The sequence below is a fragment of the Bradyrhizobium sp. 521_C7_N1_3 genome (assembly GCF_052075975.1).
Lineage (GTDB): Bacteria > Pseudomonadota > Alphaproteobacteria > Rhizobiales > Xanthobacteraceae > Bradyrhizobium > Bradyrhizobium japonicum.
In genome coordinates this window covers 5,945,337-5,965,246 of the sequence record NZ_CP197232.1, presented here as the reverse complement: position 1 = coordinate 5,965,246, position 19,910 = coordinate 5,945,337, and the positions used below count along the sequence as shown (strand labels likewise).

At 65.1% G+C, this 19,910-nt stretch carries 17 protein-coding genes; 8 read left to right on the top strand and 9 right to left on the bottom strand.

Translation table 11 applies throughout. The features are described from left to right. Positions 1–4: 4 nt before the first annotated feature. Entirely contained in the window at positions 5–1,903 is a 1,899-nt protein-coding gene (locus tag AB7008_RS27770; protein ID WP_441259837.1) for a SurA N-terminal domain-containing protein, read from the bottom strand. Between the two features lie 222 nt (positions 1,904–2,125). Between AB7008_RS27770 and tpiA the strand changes: the two genes are divergently transcribed. From tpiA to AB7008_RS27755, 3 genes are all read left to right on the top strand, one after another. Next, positions 2,126–2,881, top strand: a complete 756-nt coding sequence (tpiA, locus tag AB7008_RS27765) for a triose-phosphate isomerase (RefSeq protein WP_441259836.1) — start codon at positions 2,126–2,128, stop codon at positions 2,879–2,881. 140 nt (positions 2,882–3,021) lie between these two features. Beyond that, positions 3,022–3,408, top strand: coding sequence for a preprotein translocase subunit SecG (gene secG, locus AB7008_RS27760; RefSeq protein ID WP_014494986.1), 387 nt, complete (start codon positions 3,022–3,024; stop codon positions 3,406–3,408). A gap of 166 nt (positions 3,409–3,574) precedes the next feature. Then, entirely contained in the window at positions 3,575–5,206 is a 1,632-nt protein-coding gene (locus AB7008_RS27755; protein ID WP_014494987.1) for a CTP synthase, read from the top strand. A 4-nt stretch (positions 5,207–5,210) separates the two neighbouring features. On the opposite strand, the gene AB7008_RS27750 is transcribed toward AB7008_RS27755, so the two are convergent. The 3 genes from AB7008_RS27750 to AB7008_RS27740 all read right to left on the bottom strand — a co-directional run bounded on the left by AB7008_RS27750 (position 5,211) and on the right by AB7008_RS27740 (position 8,030). Beyond that, positions 5,211–5,873, bottom strand: a complete 663-nt coding sequence (locus AB7008_RS27750; RefSeq protein WP_028156060.1) for a class I SAM-dependent methyltransferase — start codon at positions 5,871–5,873, stop codon at positions 5,211–5,213. 109 nt (positions 5,874–5,982) lie between these two features. Then, positions 5,983–7,359 (bottom strand): sensor histidine kinase, encoded by a 1,377-nt coding sequence (locus AB7008_RS27745; RefSeq protein ID WP_441259835.1) that lies wholly within the window; start codon positions 7,357–7,359, stop codon positions 5,983–5,985. Further along, on the bottom strand, positions 7,356–8,030 hold the full coding sequence (locus AB7008_RS27740; RefSeq protein WP_063983064.1) for a response regulator transcription factor: 675 nt from the start codon (positions 8,028–8,030) through the stop codon (positions 7,356–7,358). Before AB7008_RS27740 ends, AB7008_RS27745 begins: the two co-directional genes overlap by 4 nt. Positions 8,031–8,214: 184 nt before the next feature. Between AB7008_RS27740 and AB7008_RS27735 the strand changes: the two genes are divergently transcribed. The 4 genes from AB7008_RS27735 (at position 8,215) to AB7008_RS27720 (ending at position 12,964) form a co-directional block, all read left to right on the top strand. Next, positions 8,215–8,541: an NIPSNAP family protein gene (locus tag AB7008_RS27735; RefSeq protein WP_014494991.1), complete on the top strand. Its 327-nt coding sequence runs from the start codon at positions 8,215–8,217 to the stop codon at positions 8,539–8,541. 124 nt (positions 8,542–8,665) lie between these two features. After that, positions 8,666–9,517: a 3-deoxy-8-phosphooctulonate synthase gene (gene kdsA, locus AB7008_RS27730; protein ID WP_014494992.1), complete on the top strand. Its 852-nt coding sequence runs from the start codon at positions 8,666–8,668 to the stop codon at positions 9,515–9,517. Next, positions 9,517–10,728 carry an MFS transporter gene (locus AB7008_RS27725; protein WP_441259834.1) on the top strand — a complete coding sequence of 404 codons (1,212 nt, stop codon included), beginning with the start codon at positions 9,517–9,519 and terminating at the stop codon, positions 10,726–10,728. Before kdsA ends, AB7008_RS27725 begins: the two co-directional genes overlap by 1 nt. A 142-nt stretch (positions 10,729–10,870) precedes the next feature. Further along, complete coding sequence (locus tag AB7008_RS27720) at positions 10,871–12,964, top strand: methyl-accepting chemotaxis protein (protein WP_441259833.1); 2,094 nt, start codon at positions 10,871–10,873, stop codon at positions 12,962–12,964. Between the two features lie 77 nt (positions 12,965–13,041). Here the strand turns inward: AB7008_RS27720 and AB7008_RS27715 are convergent, their stop codons facing one another. Genes AB7008_RS27715 through AB7008_RS27695 form a run of 5 tightly spaced genes read right to left on the bottom strand, consistent with a single transcriptional unit; the run spans position 13,042 to position 19,133 of the window. Then, on the bottom strand, positions 13,042–13,947 hold the full coding sequence (locus AB7008_RS27715) for an HpcH/HpaI aldolase/citrate lyase family protein (protein WP_014494995.1): 906 nt from the start codon (positions 13,945–13,947) through the stop codon (positions 13,042–13,044). Further along, positions 13,944–15,206 (bottom strand): CaiB/BaiF CoA transferase family protein, encoded by a 1,263-nt coding sequence (locus AB7008_RS27710; protein ID WP_304489966.1) that lies wholly within the window; start codon positions 15,204–15,206, stop codon positions 13,944–13,946. Before AB7008_RS27710 ends, AB7008_RS27715 begins: the two co-directional genes overlap by 4 nt. After that, the gene (locus AB7008_RS27705; protein WP_304489965.1) at positions 15,190–16,293 is read right to left on the bottom strand and encodes an ABC transporter ATP-binding protein; all 1,104 of its coding nucleotides are present in this window, start codon (positions 16,291–16,293) and stop codon (positions 15,190–15,192) included. The genes AB7008_RS27710 and AB7008_RS27705 overlap by 17 nt, the downstream gene beginning before the upstream one ends. Then, a complete protein-coding gene (locus AB7008_RS27700; protein WP_304489964.1) occupies positions 16,286–18,025 on the bottom strand; it encodes an ABC transporter permease in 1,740 nt (579 codons plus the stop codon). The genes AB7008_RS27705 and AB7008_RS27700 overlap by 8 nt, the downstream gene beginning before the upstream one ends. After that, positions 18,015–19,133, bottom strand: a complete 1,119-nt coding sequence (locus AB7008_RS27695) for an ABC transporter substrate-binding protein (RefSeq protein ID WP_224517275.1) — start codon at positions 19,131–19,133, stop codon at positions 18,015–18,017. The genes AB7008_RS27700 and AB7008_RS27695 overlap by 11 nt, the downstream gene beginning before the upstream one ends. Positions 19,134–19,265: 132 nt before the next feature. On the opposite strand from AB7008_RS27695, the gene AB7008_RS27690 reads away from it, so the two are divergent. Next, positions 19,266–19,910, top strand: a complete 645-nt coding sequence (locus tag AB7008_RS27690) for a GntR family transcriptional regulator (protein WP_248877782.1) — start codon at positions 19,266–19,268, stop codon at positions 19,908–19,910.

The following is a 19,910-nucleotide window of genomic DNA, read 5'->3' as shown; positions in this document are numbered from 1 at the left end:
CAACTCACTGGTTCGCGCCGGTCACCTGCGCGAAGGCGGCCTGATTAATGGTGGTCCCGATGTCGGTTTCAAGCTTGTTGACGTAGGAGGCGACCTGCTCGTCGGTCAGCGCGCGGTCGAGGCTGTCCTTCAGCTTCTTCACCGCGTCGGACGCGGCGTCGACCGCGGGTTCGACGATGTCGGTGACGCGGAACACGATCACCTCGCTGCCGCCGCTCACGGCGGTCTGTCCGACCCCGTCCTTGGCGGTGCGGAAGGCGGCCGCAACGACGTTGGCGGGCACGCCGGCGGGCGAGTCGTCGCGCTTGAAGCCGGAGGCGGTCTCGACCTTGACGTTGATCGCGGCGGCCTCGTCGGCGAGCTTGCCGCCCTGTTCGAGCTTCTGCACCATCTCGGTCGCCTTGGTCTTCAGCTTGGCGGCGATCTGGTCCTGGCGCCAGCGCGCCTCGACCTGGTCGCGCACCTCGTCGAGATTGCGGTCGCGCGAGGGCGTGATGGCGAGCACGTCGTACCAGACATAGCCGCCCTTGAACGAGATCGCGTCGTTGTCGACGCCGACATCGGTGTTGAAGGCCTGCGACACCACGTCGAGGCCCTGCGGGATACTGGTGACGGGCTGGCCGTTCGGGGCACGGCCGGAGCGATCGACGGCGTCGATGGTCACGGCCGTGAGGCCGAGCTTCTGCGCCGCGTCGATCACGCTGGCGCCGCCGCCGCGCTCGTCTTCCATCTTGTCGCGGAGATCGTTGACCTTGACGCGGGCGCGCTCGGTAGCGATCTCGCGCTTGATGTCGCCGACGAGGCTGGCGTAGTTCGCTTCACTGCCCGGTTCGATCTTGTCGACCTTGACGATGGACGTGCCGAGACGGCCCTGGATCGGCTGGCTGATCTCGCCCGCGGGAAGCGCGAAGGCGGCATCGCCGACCGCGGGGTCGAGCGACGATTTGGTCACGAGCCCGAGGTCGACATCGGCGCTGCTCAGCCCGCGCTCCTTGCCGAGGTCCTCGAACGACATTCCGCCGGCGAGCCGCTCGCGTGCGGCCTGCGCCTCGGCGACGTTGGGGAATACGATCTGATGGATCTGGCGCTTCTCCGGCGTGCCGAGCCGGTCCTTGCGCTGGTCGAACACCTTCTTGGCGTCCTCGTCGGAGACCTCGCTCCATTTGCCGATCTCTTCCGGCGAGACCACGACGAAGGAAATCTTGCGATATTCGGGCGCGCGGAACTGGACCTTGTGGTCCTCGAAATAGGCGGCGAGGGCTTCGGGCGAGGGAGCGTCGATGGTGCCGGCCTGCGCGGCGTCGAGCCTGACGAATTCGATCGCACGCTGCTCGTTCTGGAAGCGCGTCAGCACGTCGATCATGGTCTTCGGCGGTTCGAGGCCGGCGCCGATCGTGCCGGTGATCTGCCGCCGCAGCGACACCTTGCGCTGCTCGGAGACGTAGCGCTGCTCGGTATAGCCGAAATTGCGGATCACGGCCTGGAAGCGGTTCGGATCGAAGCTGCCGCCGACGCCCTTGAAGTTGGGGTCGTTCATGATGACCTGGCGGATCTGTTCGTCGGACTGGCCGAGCCCGAGCCGGCGGGCTTCTTCGTCGAGGGCGGCTTCCGCGATCGTCTGCTGGAGCACCTGGCGGTCGAGGCCGAAGGCACGCGCCTGGTCAGGCGTCAGCGGCCGGCCGAACTGGCGGCTGATCTGTTGCAGCCGGTCGGTATAGGTCTGCCGGAACTCGTTCAACGAAATCTCGGTGCTGCCGACCTTGGCCACCGTGGACTGCCCGAAGCCTTTGAAGATGTCTGCGATGCCCCAAACGCCGAAACTGATGATCAACACGCCCATCACCACGGCCATAATGGTCTTGCCGAGCCAGTTTGATGAGGCCTTGCGCATTCCTCGAAGCATTTGGTCCAACTTGTTTGGCAGGAGGGGAACGGGAGCGCGTCTTAATGCAGATTCCGCAAAAGCGCGTCACCAAATTGATCAATCATCATAAAGTGGCGGCTTTCCCCCCGCAACCTCGGGCCACGCGGTCCCTCGACGCTGCGGTTAAAGCCCTCAGCTCTCTGGAACTGCCGCGACAGCTCTGCTAGCGCATGCACAAACCTCATTTTGCTGGAAATTGACATGACCGACGCCATCCGACCTCTGATCGCCGGCAATTGGAAAATGAACGGCCTCAAGGGCTCGGCTGCCGAATTCGACGCCATGCTCAAGGGGACGGCAGAGGTGGCCGCCAAGGCCGACCTGCTGGTCTGCCCGCCGGCGACCCTGGTCACGGCCTTCGCCGACAAAGCGCGCGGCAGCAAGGTCGCGGTGGGGGCGCAGGATTGCCACCCCAAGGCCTCCGGCGCCCATACCGGCGATATCGCTGCCGAAATGCTGGCCGATGCCGGTGCGACCGCCATCATTGTCGGCCATTCCGAGCGTCGCGCCGACCACGGCGAGGGCGATGCCCTGATCCGACAGAAGGCCGAGGCCGCCCGGCGCGCCGGCATTACCGCGATCGTCTGCGTCGGTGAGACGCAAGGCCAGCGCGATGCCGGCCAGACCCTCGACATCCTGCGCGGCCAGCTCGACGGCTCACTGCCGGACGGCTCGACCGCCGCCAACCTGGTCGTGGCCTATGAGCCGGTCTGGGCGATCGGCACCGGCCTGACCCCGACGGCCCAGGATGTTGAGCAGATTCATGGCTTTATCCGGGAACTCCTGACCTCCCGGTTCAGGGCGGACGGGGCCAGGATGCGCATCCTCTATGGCGGCTCGGTCAAGCCGTCGAACGCGGCCGAGCTGATGTCGGTGAAAAACGTCAACGGCGCGCTGGTCGGCGGCGCCAGCCTGAAGGCGGCCGATTTCCTTGCGATTGCGAAGGGCTGCCCCTAGCTAATCTCAAAGCGCGGCCGTGGCCGATCGGGGGGTGGCAATGCCCCTTCCGATCGTGTAACACCGCGCAACTTCAGGAAAACCCGCGAAGCGCGATCGGCCGCCGTCTCGGCGCTGTCGGCTTGTGACGGAAGGACACTATGCAGACCGTTGTCATCGTCATTCACCTCATGATCGTCGCCGTCATGATCGGCGCCGTCCTGCTCCAGAAGTCGGAAGGCGGCGGCCTCGGCATGGGCGGAGGCGCGGGCTTCATGTCGAGCCGCGGCACCGCGAACCTTTTGACGCGGACTACCGCGATTCTGGCCGCGGGCTTCTTCCTCACCAGCCTGTTCCTGTCCTGGCATGCCGGCTACAGCCGTGCGCCTACGTCGATCATCGGCGCGCCGGCGTCCCAGACCCAGCCGGCCGGAGGCGCTCCGATCGCGCCGCCGACCTCGGGCGGCATCCTGGATTCGCTGAAGAAGGCCGACGAGCAGCAGCAGAACCAGGCGCCAGCCGGCCCGCAGGTACCGCGCTCGCAATAAAGCAGGGGGGCCATGCAGGGCGGCTTCTACCGTCCTGCATCAAAAATCCCCATCAAGGCTTTGTCACCACTCTTAGTTTTGGCTCACCCACAGGCCCGCAGATTATTTGGGGCGGAATACGAATCGCTTTGGCGAATCGAATTCGAGGGATTAGAGGTTAAGTCCCATGGCGCGGTACATATTCATCACCGGCGGCGTGGTCTCTTCGCTCGGCAAGGGTCTGGCTTCAGCGGCACTCGGTGCCCTGTTGCAAGCCCGGGGCTACAAGGTCCGCCTCCGCAAGCTCGATCCCTATCTCAACCTCGATCCCGGAACGATGTCGCCGTATCAGCACGGCGAAGTGTTCGTGACCGATGACGGCGCGGAGACCGATCTCGATCTCGGTCACTACGAGCGCTTCACCGGCCGGCCTGCGACCAAGCAGGACAACATCACCACCGGGCGCATCTACCAGGACATCATCTCCAAGGAGCGGCGCGGCGATTATCTCGGCGCGACCATCCAGGTGGTTCCGCACGTCACCAACGCGATCAAGGAATTCGTCCTCTCCGGCAATGACGATTACGACTTCGTGCTGGTCGAGATCGGCGGCACCGTCGGCGACATCGAGGGCCTGCCTTTCTTCGAGGCGATTCGTCAGCTCAAGAACGAGCTGCCGCGCGACCATGCCGTCTACATCCATCTGACGCTGCTGCCTTACATCCCGAGCGCGGGCGAGCTGAAGACCAAGCCGACGCAGCACTCGGTGAAGGAGCTGCGCTCGATCGGCATCCAGCCGGACATCCTGCTCTGCCGCACCGACCGCGAGATCCCGAAGGAAGAGCGGCGCAAGCTGGGGCTGTTCTGCAACGTGCGCGAAAGCGCCGTGATCGAGGCCCGCGACGTCGACAACATCTACGCCGTGCCCGAGGCCTATCACAATGCGGGCCTGGACGACGAAGTGCTCGCCGCCTTCGGTATCGGCTCGCGGATTCCGCCGGAGCTGCGAAGCTGGCAGCAGATCAACGAGCGCGTCCGCAATCCCGAAGGCAACGTCACCATCGCCATCGTCGGCAAATATACCGGCATGAAGGATGCGTATAAGTCGCTGATCGAGGCGCTCTCGCATGGCGGTATCGCCAACAAGGTGAAGGTCAATCTCGACTGGATCGAGAGCGAGATCTTCGAGAAGGAAGATCCCGCGCCGTTCCTCGAACACGTCAACGGCATTCTGGTGCCGGGCGGCTTCGGCCAGCGCGGCGCCGAAGGCAAGATCCGCGCGGCGCAGTTCGCGCGCGAGCGCGACGTGCCGTATTTCGGCATCTGCTTCGGCATGCAGATGGCGGTGATCGAGGCCGCGCGAAACCTCGTCGGCATCGAGGACGCCAACTCCACCGAGTTCGGTCCGACCAAGGAGCCGCTGGTCGGCCTGATGACCGAATGGCTGCGCGGCAACGAGCTCGAGAAGCGCTCCAAGGCCGGCGATCTCGGCGGCACGATGCGTCTGGGCGCCTATCCCGCGGCGCTCAACCGCGGCAGTCGCGTCTCGCAGGTCTATGGCGGCGCGACCGAGATTTCCGAGCGCCACCGCCACCGCTACGAGGTCAACACCGCCTACAAGGACCGCCTCGAGCAGCACGGGCTGAAATTCTCCGGCCTCTCGCCCGACGGCGTGCTGCCGGAGATCGTCGAGTACGAGGATCATCCCTGGTTCATCGGCGTCCAGTTCCACCCCGAGCTGAAGTCGCGGCCCTTCGAGCCTCATCCTCTCTTCGCCTCGTTCATTCAGGCGGCGATGGTGCAGTCGCGGCTGGTATGATGCCTCAGGGCGCGGCGGTGTAGTCGCGCACGAGGTGCATCGGCGCCGTCGCGACCGGTATTGAGGCATCAGGCGCAGGCGTTTCCGTGACGATCTTCATCTGCGGCCGTCGCGTCAGCTTGTAGACGGCGGCCGGCGGCACGTTCAGCAAGGCGCGATCCACCAGCTTTGCCCGCAAGCCCAGCCGGTCGAGCACCGGCCGCGGCACGGGGCAGCTCATCCCGTAGGTGAACTGATAGAACGCGCCTCCCGGGCGGACGTAACGGAACGCACCGCCGATGATGGAGACGACCTTGCGCGTCGACATGTTGAGCAGCGGCAGGCCGCTGACCACGGCGCCCACCGGCGCGCCGTCATAGAGCGGCTCCGTCGTGAGCCGTCCTGCATCCATCCACAACACGCGCGCGCCGGGAAAACGGATTTGCAGGAGCTTCGTGAAGTCCGAACCGTATTCGATCAGCGTGAGGTCCTGCTGGCGCACGCCGCGTTTCAGGAGCTTGTAGGTGAAAGCGCCGGTGCCGGGGCCGAGCTCAAGGACCGGGCCGGTCGTTGCGGTGATCTCGCGGGTGATGAGATCGGCCAGGGCAGCGCCCGAGGGCGCGATCGCGCCGACCCGCCGCGGGGCCGACATCCAGGACAGGAAGAATGAGAGGAAATCGTTGGGCATGCGCACTCCGGCATTTCGATTGCGCCTCGCAAATCAGAGGTGAGGCGGTCGAAGAGTCGCCTGAGCGCATTGCGACAGCATTGCGCTTGGGACGCAGGGACGAATTGAATCAGCCCTGTTGCAGGGGTGGCAGCGTCATCCTGAAGCACGCACCGCCGTTCGGTCCGTCCAGGACCGAAACGTGGCCGCTATGCAGGAGCATGATCTCGTGCACCATGTTGAGACCGAGGCCAGCGCCGCGATCGAGCGGCGTGAGCCGGTAGAACGGCTCGAAGATCAGCTCGCGCTGATCGGCCGGAATGCCCGCGCCCTCGTCGGTGACCTCGATGCTGGCGGGACGGCTGACGCGAATGACGATCGTGCCGCGGCGAGGGCCGTGCTGGATGGCATTCTGCACGAGGTTGGTCAGCGCGCGTTCAAGCGCGGCCGCGTCGCCGAGCACGTCGATCCGCGCCGCAGGTGCGTCGAAGGACAGCTCATAGCCAGCCGCAATCGCCAGCGGTGCGAGGTCGGCGGCAACGCCTTGCGCGACGGAGACCAGGTCGACCGGCATGAATGGATGCCCGCAACGGTCGAGCCGCTGGATATCCAGCAATTGCTCGGCAAGCGTCGCGAGCCGCGCCGCATCCTCGATCAGGCGGGTCTTGTCCGGTCCCGACGGCAATGACTCCAGCCGCGTGTTCAGGATCGCGATCGGCGTCCGCAGCTCGTGCGCGGCGTCGGCAACGAAGCGCTTGTGGCGGGCGTAACCCTGATCGAGCCGCGCGAGAGCGTCATTGACCGCGGCCACGAGCGGCACGACCTCGAGCGGAATCTGCTCCACCGACAGCCGCGCGCCGCGCTGATGGATATCGATCCGCCGGGCCTGGTCTGCCGTCGCGTCCAGTCCTTTGAAAGCACGCTGCACGACCATCGGCGTCGCGATGAACGTCGCGGTCCCCATCAACAGCAGGCCGGGGAGCGCGATGCCCAGCAACACCAGCGACGTCGTGAACACTGCCTTGGCCCCGCTGAGCTTGCCCTGCGTCGCCGTGATGACCTGCACGTTGCCGGCGGCCGTGTCGATTCGTTTCAACCGCGCCGCCGGCTTGCGTGGGTCGTCCTCGAGGAGCTGCCAGCCGAGCCGCGCCTGGCTGATCTGGTCGAGGGCGCCGCCGATCCCGGCGAATTCCGCCGGCACGGAACCTTCACTGAGCGAATGGCCCTGCCTGTCGCGAACCAGCAACCAGAGGTCGGGGGTCTCCTCGCGCAAGGTTTTCAGCTCGGCCGTCGGCCGCAGCGTCAGGCCGCCGGCTGCGTCGCGCGCGAGCGCGCTCTGCACGACGTCGATCACGCGGTCTTCGTCCCGTTGGACCAGCACGAAGCCTGTAGCGCACAGCGCGCCGATGATGACGACGACCAAGGCGACCAACAGCGCGGCCTGGAGCGAAAGCAGGCGCCAGCTCAACCGAGAGCGCAGGCAATATGGGTCGGCGTGCCTGCTCACGGCAGTTTCTTCAGGAGATAGCCGACGCCGCGGATGCCGTGGATCTCCACGTGCGCGTCGGCTTCGGCAAGCTTGCGGCGCAGCCGCGAGACATGCGTATCGAGTGCGTTCGACTGGATCTCGTCGTCGAAACTGTAGACCGCTTCCTCCAGCGCCGATCGCAGCACGGTCCGGCCCATGCGGCGGACCAGGGCTTCGAGCACAAGGAGCTCCCGCCGCGGCAGTTCGAGCGGAGCCCCGTCGACGCTCGCCTCGCGATGGCCGAAGTCGAAGGCGAGGCGGCCGGCGCGGATGATATCGGGCTGAACCCCGGCGGGCCGGCGCAACACCGCGCGCAGGCGCGCCAGCAATTCCTCCACCGCGAATGGTTTTGCCAGATAATCATCCGCCCCGCTGTCGAGCCCGGCGACGCGGTCGGCGAGCTCGCCGCGTGCCGTCAACACGATGATCGGCACACCGTCGGCGCGCGCTCTCAGTTTCGGAATCAGGGCAAGACCGTCGCCGTCGGGCAGCTGGCGATCGAGCAGCACGGCGGCGTGCACATCGGCGGAAATGGCCTCTTCGGCCTCGGCAAGCGTTGGCACGTGATCGACGATCATGTCGTACCGCTTGAGCGCCGAGGCCAGCGCTCCGGCCATCTCCGCTTCATCCTCGACGAGCAAAATCCGCATGATCCGCACCTGAGCCTCAACCGAGGCGTTGTAGCGGCAGTATCATTGCGGCAGCATTACGGGAACCGGGGGCGATCGGGGCCGGCAAGCCATGCGCCAGACGCCGCGGGCGGTATCGGGCAGGGCCGAAGACACCGTCACGGGCAGCCGTTATAACCCCCGACGTCATCAGGGAGGAACAAGAATGATCTATGAAATGCGCATCTACCGTTGCGTGCCCGGCCGCCTGCCGGCGCTCCTGAAGCGGTTCGAGACGGTCACGCTGAAGCTCTGGGAGAAGCACGGCATCAAGCAGGCCGGGTTCTTCACCACGCTGATCGGCGAATCCAACCAGGAGCTGACCTATTTCCTGGCCTGGGACTCGCTCGCCGACCGCGAGGCGAAGTGGGGCAAGTTCATGACCGACCCGGACTGGATGAAGGCACGCGCCGAGAGCGAAGCGGACGGCCAGATCGTCGGCAACATCGTCAGCCAGATCCTGACGCCGACCGCCTTCTCGTCGGTCAAGTAGCGGCTCCCGCGCGGCGCGCGCCGGGGCCCCCCGGCGCAACCCTGATATTCTGACAGCCTAGTCCGAATGGGGTTGATCCGCCCCTCATCGCCGCTATGGTCGCGGCGAAACGAGGGAATTCGCCTTGAGCTCTTCGAATTCAGCAGCGCCGGTCGTCACCATTGGCACGGTCAAGTTCGGCAATGATCTGCCGATTTCGATCATTGCTGGGCCGTGCCAGCTCGAAAGCCGCCAGCACGCGCTGGAGGTGGCCTCCGCGCTGAAGGAGATCGCCGCGCGGCTGAAGATCGGCCTCGTCTACAAGACCTCGTTCGACAAGGCCAACCGCACCAGCGCGTCGGCAGCGCGTGGTCTCGGGCTCGCACAGTCGCTGCCGATCTTCGCCGAGATCCGCGCCTCCCTCGGCTTGCCGGTCCTGACCGACGTGCATGACGCCGCGCAGTGCGCCGAGGTGGCGCAAGCCGTGGACATCCTCCAGATCCCGGCCTTCCTGTGCCGGCAGACCGACCTGCTGCTGGCCGCCGCTGCGACGGGCAAGGTCGTCAACGTCAAGAAGGGGCAATTCCTCGCGCCCTGGGACATGGCCAATGTCGTGACCAAGATCACGACCGCAAACAATCCCAACGTGCTCGTCACCGAGCGCGGCGCCTCGTTCGGCTACAACACGCTGGTCTCCGACATGCGCGCGCTGCCGATCCTGGCGCGCACCACCGGCGCGCCCGTGATCTTCGACGCCACCCATTCGGTGCAGCAGCCCGGCGGGAAGGGGACGTCCTCGGGCGGCGAGCGTGAATTCGTGCCGGTGCTGGCGCGCGCAGCCGTCGCGGTCGGCGTTGCCGGCGTCTTCATCGAGACCCATCCCGACCCTGATCGCGCGCCCTCGGACGGGCCCAACATGGTGCCGCTGCGCGAGTTCGAAGGGCTGATCCGCACGCTGATGGCATTCGACGCGGTGACGAAAAGCACAACGCGCTGATGTCCCAGCCTGCGACCGGGCCGTCGTCCGACCAGAAGTTTCCGCCCGCGATCAATATCATCGCGCTCGCGAGCTTCTCGGCGGCGTTGTCCACGCGCGCGCTTGATCCCGTCCTGCCGCATGTCGCTGAGGATTTTTCGATCAGTATCACGACGGCCGCCAGCATCGCGGCCGGCTACGCCTTGATCTACGCGCTGGTTCAGCCGGTGATCGGAGCGGCCGCCGATCTGTTCGGCAAGGCGCGGTTGATGACGCTGTGCCTGGCGTTGCTTGGCGTCTCCTGCATTCTTGGCGCGGTCGCGACCACCTTCTCGGGCCTGTTCGCGAGCCGGATCCTCGCCGGGATCGCCTCCGGTGGCGTGTTTCCGGTCGCTCTCGGCCTGACCGCCGACCTCGTTGCACCCGCCAAGCGGCAAGTCGCGATCGGCCGCACGCTTGCGGGTTCGATGACCGGCAATCTGCTCGGTGCGACCGCCTCCGGCATCATCGGTGAACTCATCGGCTGGCGCGGTGTGCTCATGATGCTCGGCGCGCTCGGCCTGATCGCGGCCGTTGCGGTGGCTGCGGGCTTTCGCGGTGCCGCGCTGACGGCGCCGCCGAAGACCGATCTGAAGGCCTTGCGGCAGGGCTACCGGACCATCTTCGCCAACCCCAACACGCGCTACTGCTACTCGGCGGTCTTTGTCGAGGGCTGCTGCGTATTCGGCCTGTTTCCGTTCATCGCCGCGCTGCTGTTCGATCTCGGCGAGAAGTCGCCGTCGATCGCGGGCATCGTGATCGCGGGCTTCGCGATCGGCGGACTGTTCTACACTTTCACGGTCTCACGCTTCCTGCCGTGGCTCGGCGTCAGGGGCATGATGATTGCGGGCGCGGGCCTCGTCGGACTGCAGCTCGGCGTGCTCGCCTTCGGTCCCGGATGGAAACTGCAATTCGCCAGCATGCTGGCGATGGGCTGGGGTTTCTACATGATCCACGGCTGCCTGCAGGTGTTTGCCAGCGAGCTGTCGATCGGGGCGCGGGCAACGGCGATGTCGCTGCATTCGTTCTTCTTCTTCATGGGGCAGACCGTTGGCCCGATCGCCTATGGGCTTGGCCTCCAGCACGGTGGCAAGGTCCCGACCCTGCTCGCGAGCGCGGCGATCATGGTGATGCTGGGGCTCGCCTGCGCCCGGCTGCTCAAGTCGCGGGCACCGGCGGACGCACGGGCCTGACGGAAGGATCGACTTACCGGACTCCGTATTTCTCCGGGAAAAAACGGTAGCCAATTCCTTTCGATCTTAAATCAAATCTCACCGTTCGCTCCGTAGATTGCCCGCGAACCGCAACTTGGCGGCAACATCTGTGGATCAGTCGATGCAAAAGCAGCGTTCGGTCGCCCGCATCCTCGGGGCGGTGGTTGGGTCTCTCGGTCTCGTCCTCGTCGTCATCTGTGCCTATGCGTTGAAGCTCGCGGTTACCCGCTACTCGGACAGCAACCGCATCGTCTCGCTCGCGGTTGCCAGCCGCGACCTGACCAATACACTCGTGATTTTCCGCCTGGAGCGCGGTGACACGCTGAGCTATCTGGCGTCGGCTGCCCCCGCGCCCGACAGAGTGATGAGCAGTCTCGCCGAGCAGCGAGCCACGGTGCAGAAGAATTACGCGGAGGCCTTGCAGAGCCTCGCCTCCGCCGAGGCGCCCGGTCTTGCCGAAAAGCTCGATAAGCTCCGCGGCATCTGGGCGCAGCTCGAGGAGCTGCGGCCGCGCGCGGTCACTGCCCTGAAGCAGGAGAAGGCGGCACGTGACGCGAATCTGCAACCGAGCTGGGCCAAGATCAGCGACGCCTATATGGACGCGATCGGTGACGTCACCGCCCATGTCGACAACGCGATGACACTGATCGATCCCGTGGTCGATCGCCTCCTGATCGCCAAGCAGGCCTCCTGGCAGGCCCGCGCCAATGCCGGCCAGACCATTCTCATCCAGTTCTCCTCGATCCTCGCCAACAAGACCTGGACCGCCGCCGATGGCGTCACCTTCGCCGATCTGCGCGGCCGCATCCAGCAGTCCTGGGTGGTCGTGCGCGATCTCAGCCCGAATGTGGCCTCGCCCGAGCTGTTGCAGGCGATCCGTAACGCCGAGCCGGAAATCTCCGGCGCGCTCAGCGACGAACGCAACGCCATTGCGACCAAGCTGCTCGCCGGCGAGCCCGCCGGCGTCGCAGGCATCGACTACCGCGATCGTCAGCTCGTCGGCGCCAACAATGTCGTCATCGTCACGCAAACCGCGCTCGCCAACATGATCTCGCGGGCCGAGGAGGGCGCCTCGCGCGCCCGCTTCAGCCTGATCCTGTTCGGCCTGCTGGTGCCGGCCTCGCTGGCGCTGACGATCGGCGGGCTGATGCTGATGCGCAACCGCGTTACCCGGCCGCTGACCGCGATCACCAGTGTCATGACCCGTTTCGCGGCGCATGATTTCGCCGGCGAGGTGCCGGGCCTCGGCCGCAACGACGAAATCGGCCGCATGGCCGCGGCGCTCCAGGTGTTCAAGGAGGCCATGATCAACGCCGAGCGCCTGTCCGGCGACCAGGCCGCCGAGCGCGCCGACAAGGAGAAGCGTGCATCCGAATTGTCCGGTCTCGTGCGGCAATTCGAGAGCCGCATCGGCCAGATGGTCCAGACGCTGTCGAGCGCCTCGGGCGAGCTGGAGACGACCGCGCGCTCGATGTCGGGCACGGCAGCCGAGGCCCAGACCCAGGCCGGCTCGGCCTCGACGCTTGCCGACCAGGTCGGCGGCGGCGTGCAGACCGTGGCGGCTGCAGCGGAGGAGCTCAACGCCTCGATCCGCGAGATCAACCGCCAGGTCGAACAGGCGACGCGCGCTACCGAGCAGGCAGTCGTCACCGTCAAGGAAACCGACGGCACCATGCGCGCGCTTGCCGACGGCGCCGATCGCATCGGCGAGGTCATCGGCCTCATCACCTCGATCGCCGGCCAGACCAACCTACTGGCGCTGAACGCGACGATCGAGGCAGCCCGAGCCGGCGAGTCCGGCCGGGGGTTTGCGGTGGTGGCGAGCGAGGTGAAGAACCTGGCCTCCCAGACGGCGAAGGCGACCGAAGAGATCAGCGCCCAGATCACGGAGATCCAGGGGGCGACGCAGAAGGCGGTCTCGGCGATCGACGGCATCGTCAAGACCATCGAGGAGGTCTCGAGCATCAACCGCGTCATCGCCGCCGCCATCGAGGAGCAGAACAAGGCGACTGCCGAGATCGCCAACACCGTGCAGCATACCGCGGAAGCGACCTCGACCGTTACCCGCAACATCGCAACCGTGTCGTCAGCCGCGAACGAGACCGGCCGCGCCGCGTCCGGCGTGTTGAAGGCCGCGGCCAACCTGTCGAGCCAGTCGACCTCGCTGACGTCGGAGGTCGACGGCTTCATCAGCAAGGTGAGGGCGGTGGCATAAGGGCTGCCGCGCGCACTCTATCGATTAGTCCTCGATCCCCAGACGCAGCTCTGCGCGCCGCGCTGGGGCCAACACAATCAACGAGGCCGATGCGCCCGAGCGGCGATCGCTTGCGCGCGTTCGAGCAGCGCTTCGGCTCGCTGCACGATCGGAATATCAATCATTTTGCCGTCGATGGCGAAGGATGCGCGTCCCTCGGCAGCCGCTTGCTTGTTGAGCGCGACGACGCGCTCGGCGTCCGCCACCTCCTTGGCGGAGGGGCTGAAACCCTCGTTGAGGATCGGCACCAGCGACGGATGGATACAGGCAGAGCCCACGAAGCCAAAGTCCGCAGAGCGCCTGACGATCCTTGTGTATCCTTCCAGATCGGAGAAATCGGCGACCGAGCCGATGGTGCCGAGCGGCATGATGCCTGCGGCTCGTGCCGCCTGCACGACCTGCTGCTTCGGCATCAACAGGGTTTCTTCCGTCGGCTTGGCGCCGATGGCGGTGGCATAATCTTCCGCACCCAGTGAAATGCCGGCCAGCCGCGGGATCGATCGCGCGATCTCGTGAGCCCTGGAGAGAGGACCGGGCGCCTCGATCAGACCGACAAACCAGATCTTGCCGATAGGCAATCCGCGCTCGATCTCCAGTCTGGTCACCATCTCGTCGAGCAGGCGCAGGTGTTCGGCGCCTTCGACCTTGGTGATCTTGATCGCGTCCACGCCGGCGATGACGGCCGCTTCCAGATCGGGCACCGCCAATTCGAGCGGTTGGTTGATCCGCACCATGACATCCGAACTTCCGGTGTCGCGAAAGCGCTTCACGATGCCCGGGATCAGCTTTCGAGCGTTCGCCTTTTCGGCCAGCGGCACGCTGTCCTCGAGATCGATGATCAGCGCGTCCGCGCCGCGCTCGACGGCCTTGACCACGAACCGCTCGACGTTTGCGGGGACGAACAGCGCAGAGCGCCAAACCGGGAATTTTCGTTCAACTGTCATGTGCTGGTTTCCTTCACAACGCCCGAGGCGAGGGCGGCATCGATGTCGTCAGGGCTGAGGCCTGCTTCGGCCAGGATGGTGCGGCTGTGCTGACCGAGGCGTGGCGCAGGCGTCCGGATGCTTCCGGGCGTCTCGGACAGGCGTACCGGGACGGCGTGCATCGGGAACGTTCCCATGTCCTCGTCGGGATAGTCGGCCAGCAGTCCCCGGGCCTGCACGTGGCGATCATTCATCAAGCGGACGGTGTCATTGACCGGACCGATCGTGACCTCGGCCGCCTCGAAGAAGGCAACGTTGTCGTCGACCGTTCGTGTCGCGATGAAATCACCGATGATCTTGTCGAGTTCGGCAACATGGACAAGCCTCTGCTCGTTGGTCTTGAACTTTGGATCCTCGCAGAGCTCCGGGCGGCCGATCGAACGCAGCACCCGCATCGCCATGCCTTGCGTCGACGCCGACAGGCAAACCCAGCCGCCATCGAGCGTGCGGTAGACATTGCGCGGTACCGAGCCGCTCGAGCGGCTCCCGCTGCGCGGTTTGACCACGCCGGTCAAACGGTAATTTGCCGCCTGAGGCCCGAGCGAGTTCACGATCGGGTCGAGCAGCGGCAGATCAATCACCTGTCCCTTTCCGCTGTTGATCTCGACCTCCCGAAGGGCCGCCATCGCAGCGAACGCTCCGGTGAGACCGGACAGGGCATCGGCCAGATACATCGGCGGCAACACCGGCTCGCGATCGGGGAAGCCGTTCATCTCGGCAAAGCCGGAGAAGCCTTCCACCAATGTCCCGAAGCCGGGCCGGCGATGATAGGGGCCGGTCTGCCCCCATCCCGATATGCGAACGATCACGAGCTTGGGCTCCAGCCGCAGCAGTTCCTCCGGCGAGAGCCCCATCTGCTCAAGTGTGCCGGGACGGAAACTCTCGACCAGCATCGCGGCGCCGGGAATCATCTTGCGGATCAGCGGCACCGCTTCGTCGTGACGGAATTCCAGGCAGATGCTGCGCTTGTTGCGCGAATGGATCTTCCAGTTGGTTTCGACACCCTTGGTGCGCCAGCCGCGCAGCGTATCGCCTTCGCGCGGCTCGACCTTGATGACGTCGGCGCCGAAGTCGGCGAGATGCTGGGTGAGCAGATTGCCTGCGACCAGCCTCGAGAGGTCGATGACGCGGAGCCCTGTCAGCGGGCCGCGGACACCGGGAGTGTAGTCGGCCTGATGCAGTCCGCTTTCGGGAGAGGTGGCGTCAGTGGGATTTGCCATGGTTCCGTTCTGTAAACAGGATGCCGCCGGTGACAGGCAGCCACAGGCGCAACTGGCGGTCAGTCGTTGCCTCCTGGGTTTCGATGCGGATCTGATTTCCGCTCACGCTCAATCCGATTTGCCATCGGCCGCCAACATAGGAATGGCTGACCACGTCGGCTTCAACGATCGAACCTCCGATCGCCTGATCGCTGGCCGCCGCCAGGCGTATCTGTTCGGGGCGATAGGCAAACGTGACCTTGTCGCCCAGGGATGGACGTCTGTCGGACTTGATCAGAACGCGCTGACCATCGGCGAGACCGACCAGTGTCTGTCCATCGCCGTCGGGCGCCCCGACCACGTCGCCGTTCAGGAAATTGGTCGTTCCGATGAAGTCGGCGACGAAACTGTCCGCCGGCCGCGTGTAGATTTCCTGGGGCGAGCCAATCTGGCTGATGCGGCCGCCATTCATGACCACGATGCGGTCGGACAGGGCCAGCGCTTCGACCTGGTCGTGCGTCACGTAGATCGTCGTCAAGCCGAGGCGCGTGCGCAGTTCGGCAAGCCAGGTCCGGGCACGATCGCGCAGCTTTGCGTCGAGATTCGACAGGGGCTCGTCGAGCAGGAGGATTTCGGGCTGGTAGACCAACGTTCGCGCCAGCGCGACACGCTGTTGCTGGCCGCCCGAGAGCTGATGCGGATAGCGGTCCTGAAAGCGCTCCATCTCGACGAGAGCGAGACTCTCCTCGACGCGGCGCTTGCAGTCGGCGGTCGATACCTTGCGCAGCTTGAGCGGAAACACGACGTTGTCATAGACCGTCATGTGCGGCCACAAAGCGTAGCTCTGGAACACGAGCCCGCAATGGCGCGCTTCCGGCGGCAGGAAGATTCCCTTTTCTCCGTCGAAATAGGTCTTGTTGCCGACGCGGATGCGCCCGCTCGTCGGTTGATCCAGTCCGGCAATGGCGCCGAGCGTTGTTGACTTGCCGCATCCTGACGGCCCCAGCAGCGTGACGAACTCGCCATCGGCAACGTGGATGTTGACGTCGTCGATCGCTTTGACCGGTCCGTATCGCTTGTGCAGGTTCTCGATCAGCAACTCAGCCATAAAGCTTCACTCCGAGAAAAGCGCGCGCCGCCGTGACACAGACGCCGATGACCAGGATCTGGATGGTCGCCAGGGCGGACACCAGACCGACCTCGCCCTGCGTCCATGCCTGGAGCAGCGTGGTCCCGATCACTTCGCTGCCGGGTGCGAACAGGAAGATCGCTGTCGTGTATTCCTTGAAGAACGTGATGAAGAGGATGATGAAGCAGGCCACCAGCGCCGGGCGCAGCAAGGGCAAAACGATGCACCGGCTCGTCGTCCACCAGTCCGCGCCCTGCGTACGGGCGGCGCGATCGAAATCCGGGCTCATCTGCAACAACATCGGAGCAACCGCACCGAGCCCCACAGGAATGAAGTGCATCGTGAAGGCGGCAACCAGAATCCAGATCGTGTTTCGGAGGCCGCCCAGGCCAGGCACGAGCGCAAACGCATAGAAGAAACCGATGCCGGCGACGACGCCGGGCACGGCACGGGGAAACAGCGCGACGTAGTGTAGCGCGCCACGCCAGCGGAAGTCGGACCGCAGCACGATGATGGCGATCAGGGCGACCATCGCGGTGGCCACGACGCCACCGACCGAACTGACGATCAGCGAGTTCCAGATCGAACGCGGGTAGACCGGGTATTCGAGCATGTTGGTGAAGTTGCCGAGCGTCAGCACCTCGCTGATCGGCACCATCGGCGACAGCAGGCTGGTGAAGGCGCGCAGCAGCAGCGCGCCGATCGGCATCACGACAGTTGCGGTGATGTAGATCGCCGAGACGATGCAAAGCGGCCAGCGCAGGTTGCTCAGGCGGAAAGGGCGCGGTCGCGTGGCCTTGCCGCCGAGCGTGACGAAGCGCCTTGTATTGCCGAGCAGGCGTCCTTGCAGCCACACCAGCACGCAGACGACGGCAAGCATCAGCACGGCAGCCGTTGCCACCAGCCCGTGATCGGGGCGGGCCGACGCCACGCCGTTGTTGTAGAGGAACGTGGTCAGCACAGTGATGCCGGCGGGATCTCCGAATACCAGCGGAATTGCGAGGAGCTCCAGTCCCACAGTGAAATTGAGCACTGCGCTGTAGGCGATCGCCGGCATCAGGAGCGGCAGCGTGATCCGCCACAAGGTCCTCAAGGTACCGGCGCCGGTCACGCGCGCGGCTTCCTCCAAAGTCGGATCGGTGATCGAGGCCGACGACATGCAGTAGATGTAGGCGACCGGCGCTTGCGAGACGCCCGCGATCATCGCCATGCCCGGCAGAGAGTAGAGATTCCAGGGCGCGCCGTCGAAGATCGACTGAACCAGAAGCGTGAGGTAGCCGGCCGGCCCGTAGATCGTGTACCAGCCGAACGACAGCACCAGCGCCGAGAGATAGATCGGCCACAGGAAGAGCTCGCCGAACAACCGCGCAAACGGCATGTCGGTGCGGCCGAACAGCACCGCCGCCAGCGTGCCCAGCGTCTGCGAAATCACGGTGGTGAGGGTGGCGAACACGAACGTGTTCCAGATGACGAGCGCGAAGCCGTCGGTGCGAAGCAGGCGCCCGAAATTGCCCAGCGTCAGTTGCTGGCCGGAATCGTAGAGCGCACGATCCAGGAAAGACTGATAGAGAACGGGAAGGAGAGGCGCTGCGATCAGGACAACTGTCAGCAGCGCCATGCCGTACTGGATGACGGTATCGCGGCCGGGCAGCGGCTTCGGCAAGGCGTCCGCGGCCGACGACCCCAGCGCGCTGCTTGCGTCAAGCGACATTGAAGGTCTTTTTCCAGCGCGCCAGGAAGCTGTCGTAGTCCCGCACCGCGTCCCGATCGTAGCCGATGTAGCAGATGTTCTGCTCGCCGACGGCTTCCACGATCGACGAGTAGGTGTGGCGGATTCCGTCGCCCGGCTTCACACCGGGGCGTGCCGGCGTCAGGCCGCCCCGTCCGAATGCGCGCTGACCGTCCTCCGAGACGACGTAGTCGAGCATCAGTTTTGCTGCGTTGACGTTCTTCGATCCCTTCGGAATCGCGATGCCACGCAGCACGACCGGTTGACCGTCTCCGATGAAGCTCCAGCCGAGGATCTTTGCCCGCGCCGGATCGTTCAGGCGCGGCCAGAAGGTGATGGCCGAAACGAAGAAGCCCATGGTGTATTCGCCGGAGGTGACCTTCTCGGTCATCGGCCCGCCGGAACGCTCGAATCGGGGCGAAAGCTTTGCAAGCTGGGCGAACCAGTCCCAGGCCTTCTCGCCGTGCTTCTTCACGAACGCGTAGCTGATGCCGTAGCCGAAAGTTGTTTGATGCACGCCGTAGCTGGTGATGCGGTTGCGCCAGGTCTTCTCGTTTGCGACCGCAAGCTCGACGAACTCGGCAAGTGTCTTGGGACGCTTGCCGTCGGCCACCAGCGTGTTGTTCCAGATCAGCGCCATGGGGTCGGACGAGACCGTGTAGACGCCGGGAAACGGCTTTGACCAATCCGGCCAGGCCTTCGCTTCAGGCGATACGTAGTCGAGGACTTCACCGCGCTCCTGGAAATCGATCCATCCGCCGGGATCGGCCGTCGCGATGAGGTCGCAGGTGCGGCTGTTGGTGCTCCGCTCGGCCAGATATCGCTCGAAGCTCTCGCGGGAGGCGGGGAGATCCAGGGTCTCGACCTTGATCTTCGGGTAGAGCTTGTTGAAGCCCTCGATCACGGGACGCCAGTTTTCCGGCGACATAATCGAGTAGATGAGGAGGCTGCCCTCGTTATGGGCGTCGTCGATGATCTTCTGATAATTCTCGGGATATCCGTTCGGCGCCGCCTGGGCCGTGCCCCGAAGCCCCATCGTGGCGCCGAGGACCGACATCACCATTAAGCTTCTACGATCGATGCCTGACATCTACTGTTCCTCCGGCCGCCGCGATTTGTTATGCACATTTATTGGCGCCAATTTGTGCGCAATAGTTTTGGCAAGTCAAGCGCTCCGAAAAGGGAAGCAGCCATGAAAGTACGGAAGGAGCAGAAGAGGCTGTTGGCGGCGGAAATCGGTGCCGCCATCCTGCAAGGCGACTACCGACCGGGCGAATGGCTGCGCCAGATCGACCTGGAGGAAGCCTTCGCTGCCAAACGGTTTGACGTCCGGAGTGCGCTGACCCAGCTTGCCGCAAGCGGGATGGTGACGCATGTCGAAAATCGCGGATACCGGGTCGCGCAACCCGACTTGAATGTCGTTCGCGAGATATTGGCGATCCGCACGCTGCTCGAGGTTGAAGCGGCCACGCAGGCGCTACCGAATATCGGCCCCGACGAACTCAAGAAGATCAAGCAGGCTCAGCAAATCTTCGAAGATGCCGTGGCGCGCGGCAGCAAGGCGGATCAGGCAAATACCAACGCAGCCTTTCACGACGAGATCTATCGCCATGCAGCGAACCAATCGCTCGCCAGCCTCATCGTGGAAATCAGAAATCGCGCCAGACCAGGGCCGATTGCTTTGTGGCCCTCGAACGCCGAGCTGCAGAGAAGTGCTGCGCATCATGTCGAGATCGTCGATGCGATCGAGGCTCGCGATCTCGCCGCGCTCGTTGCAGCAGTGCGGCGACACATCGTCGAATCCGGCGCCAACTATCCGGCGCGAGATCTCGGTCCGGTCAAGAAGGCCTCAGCAGCCTCCGATTGA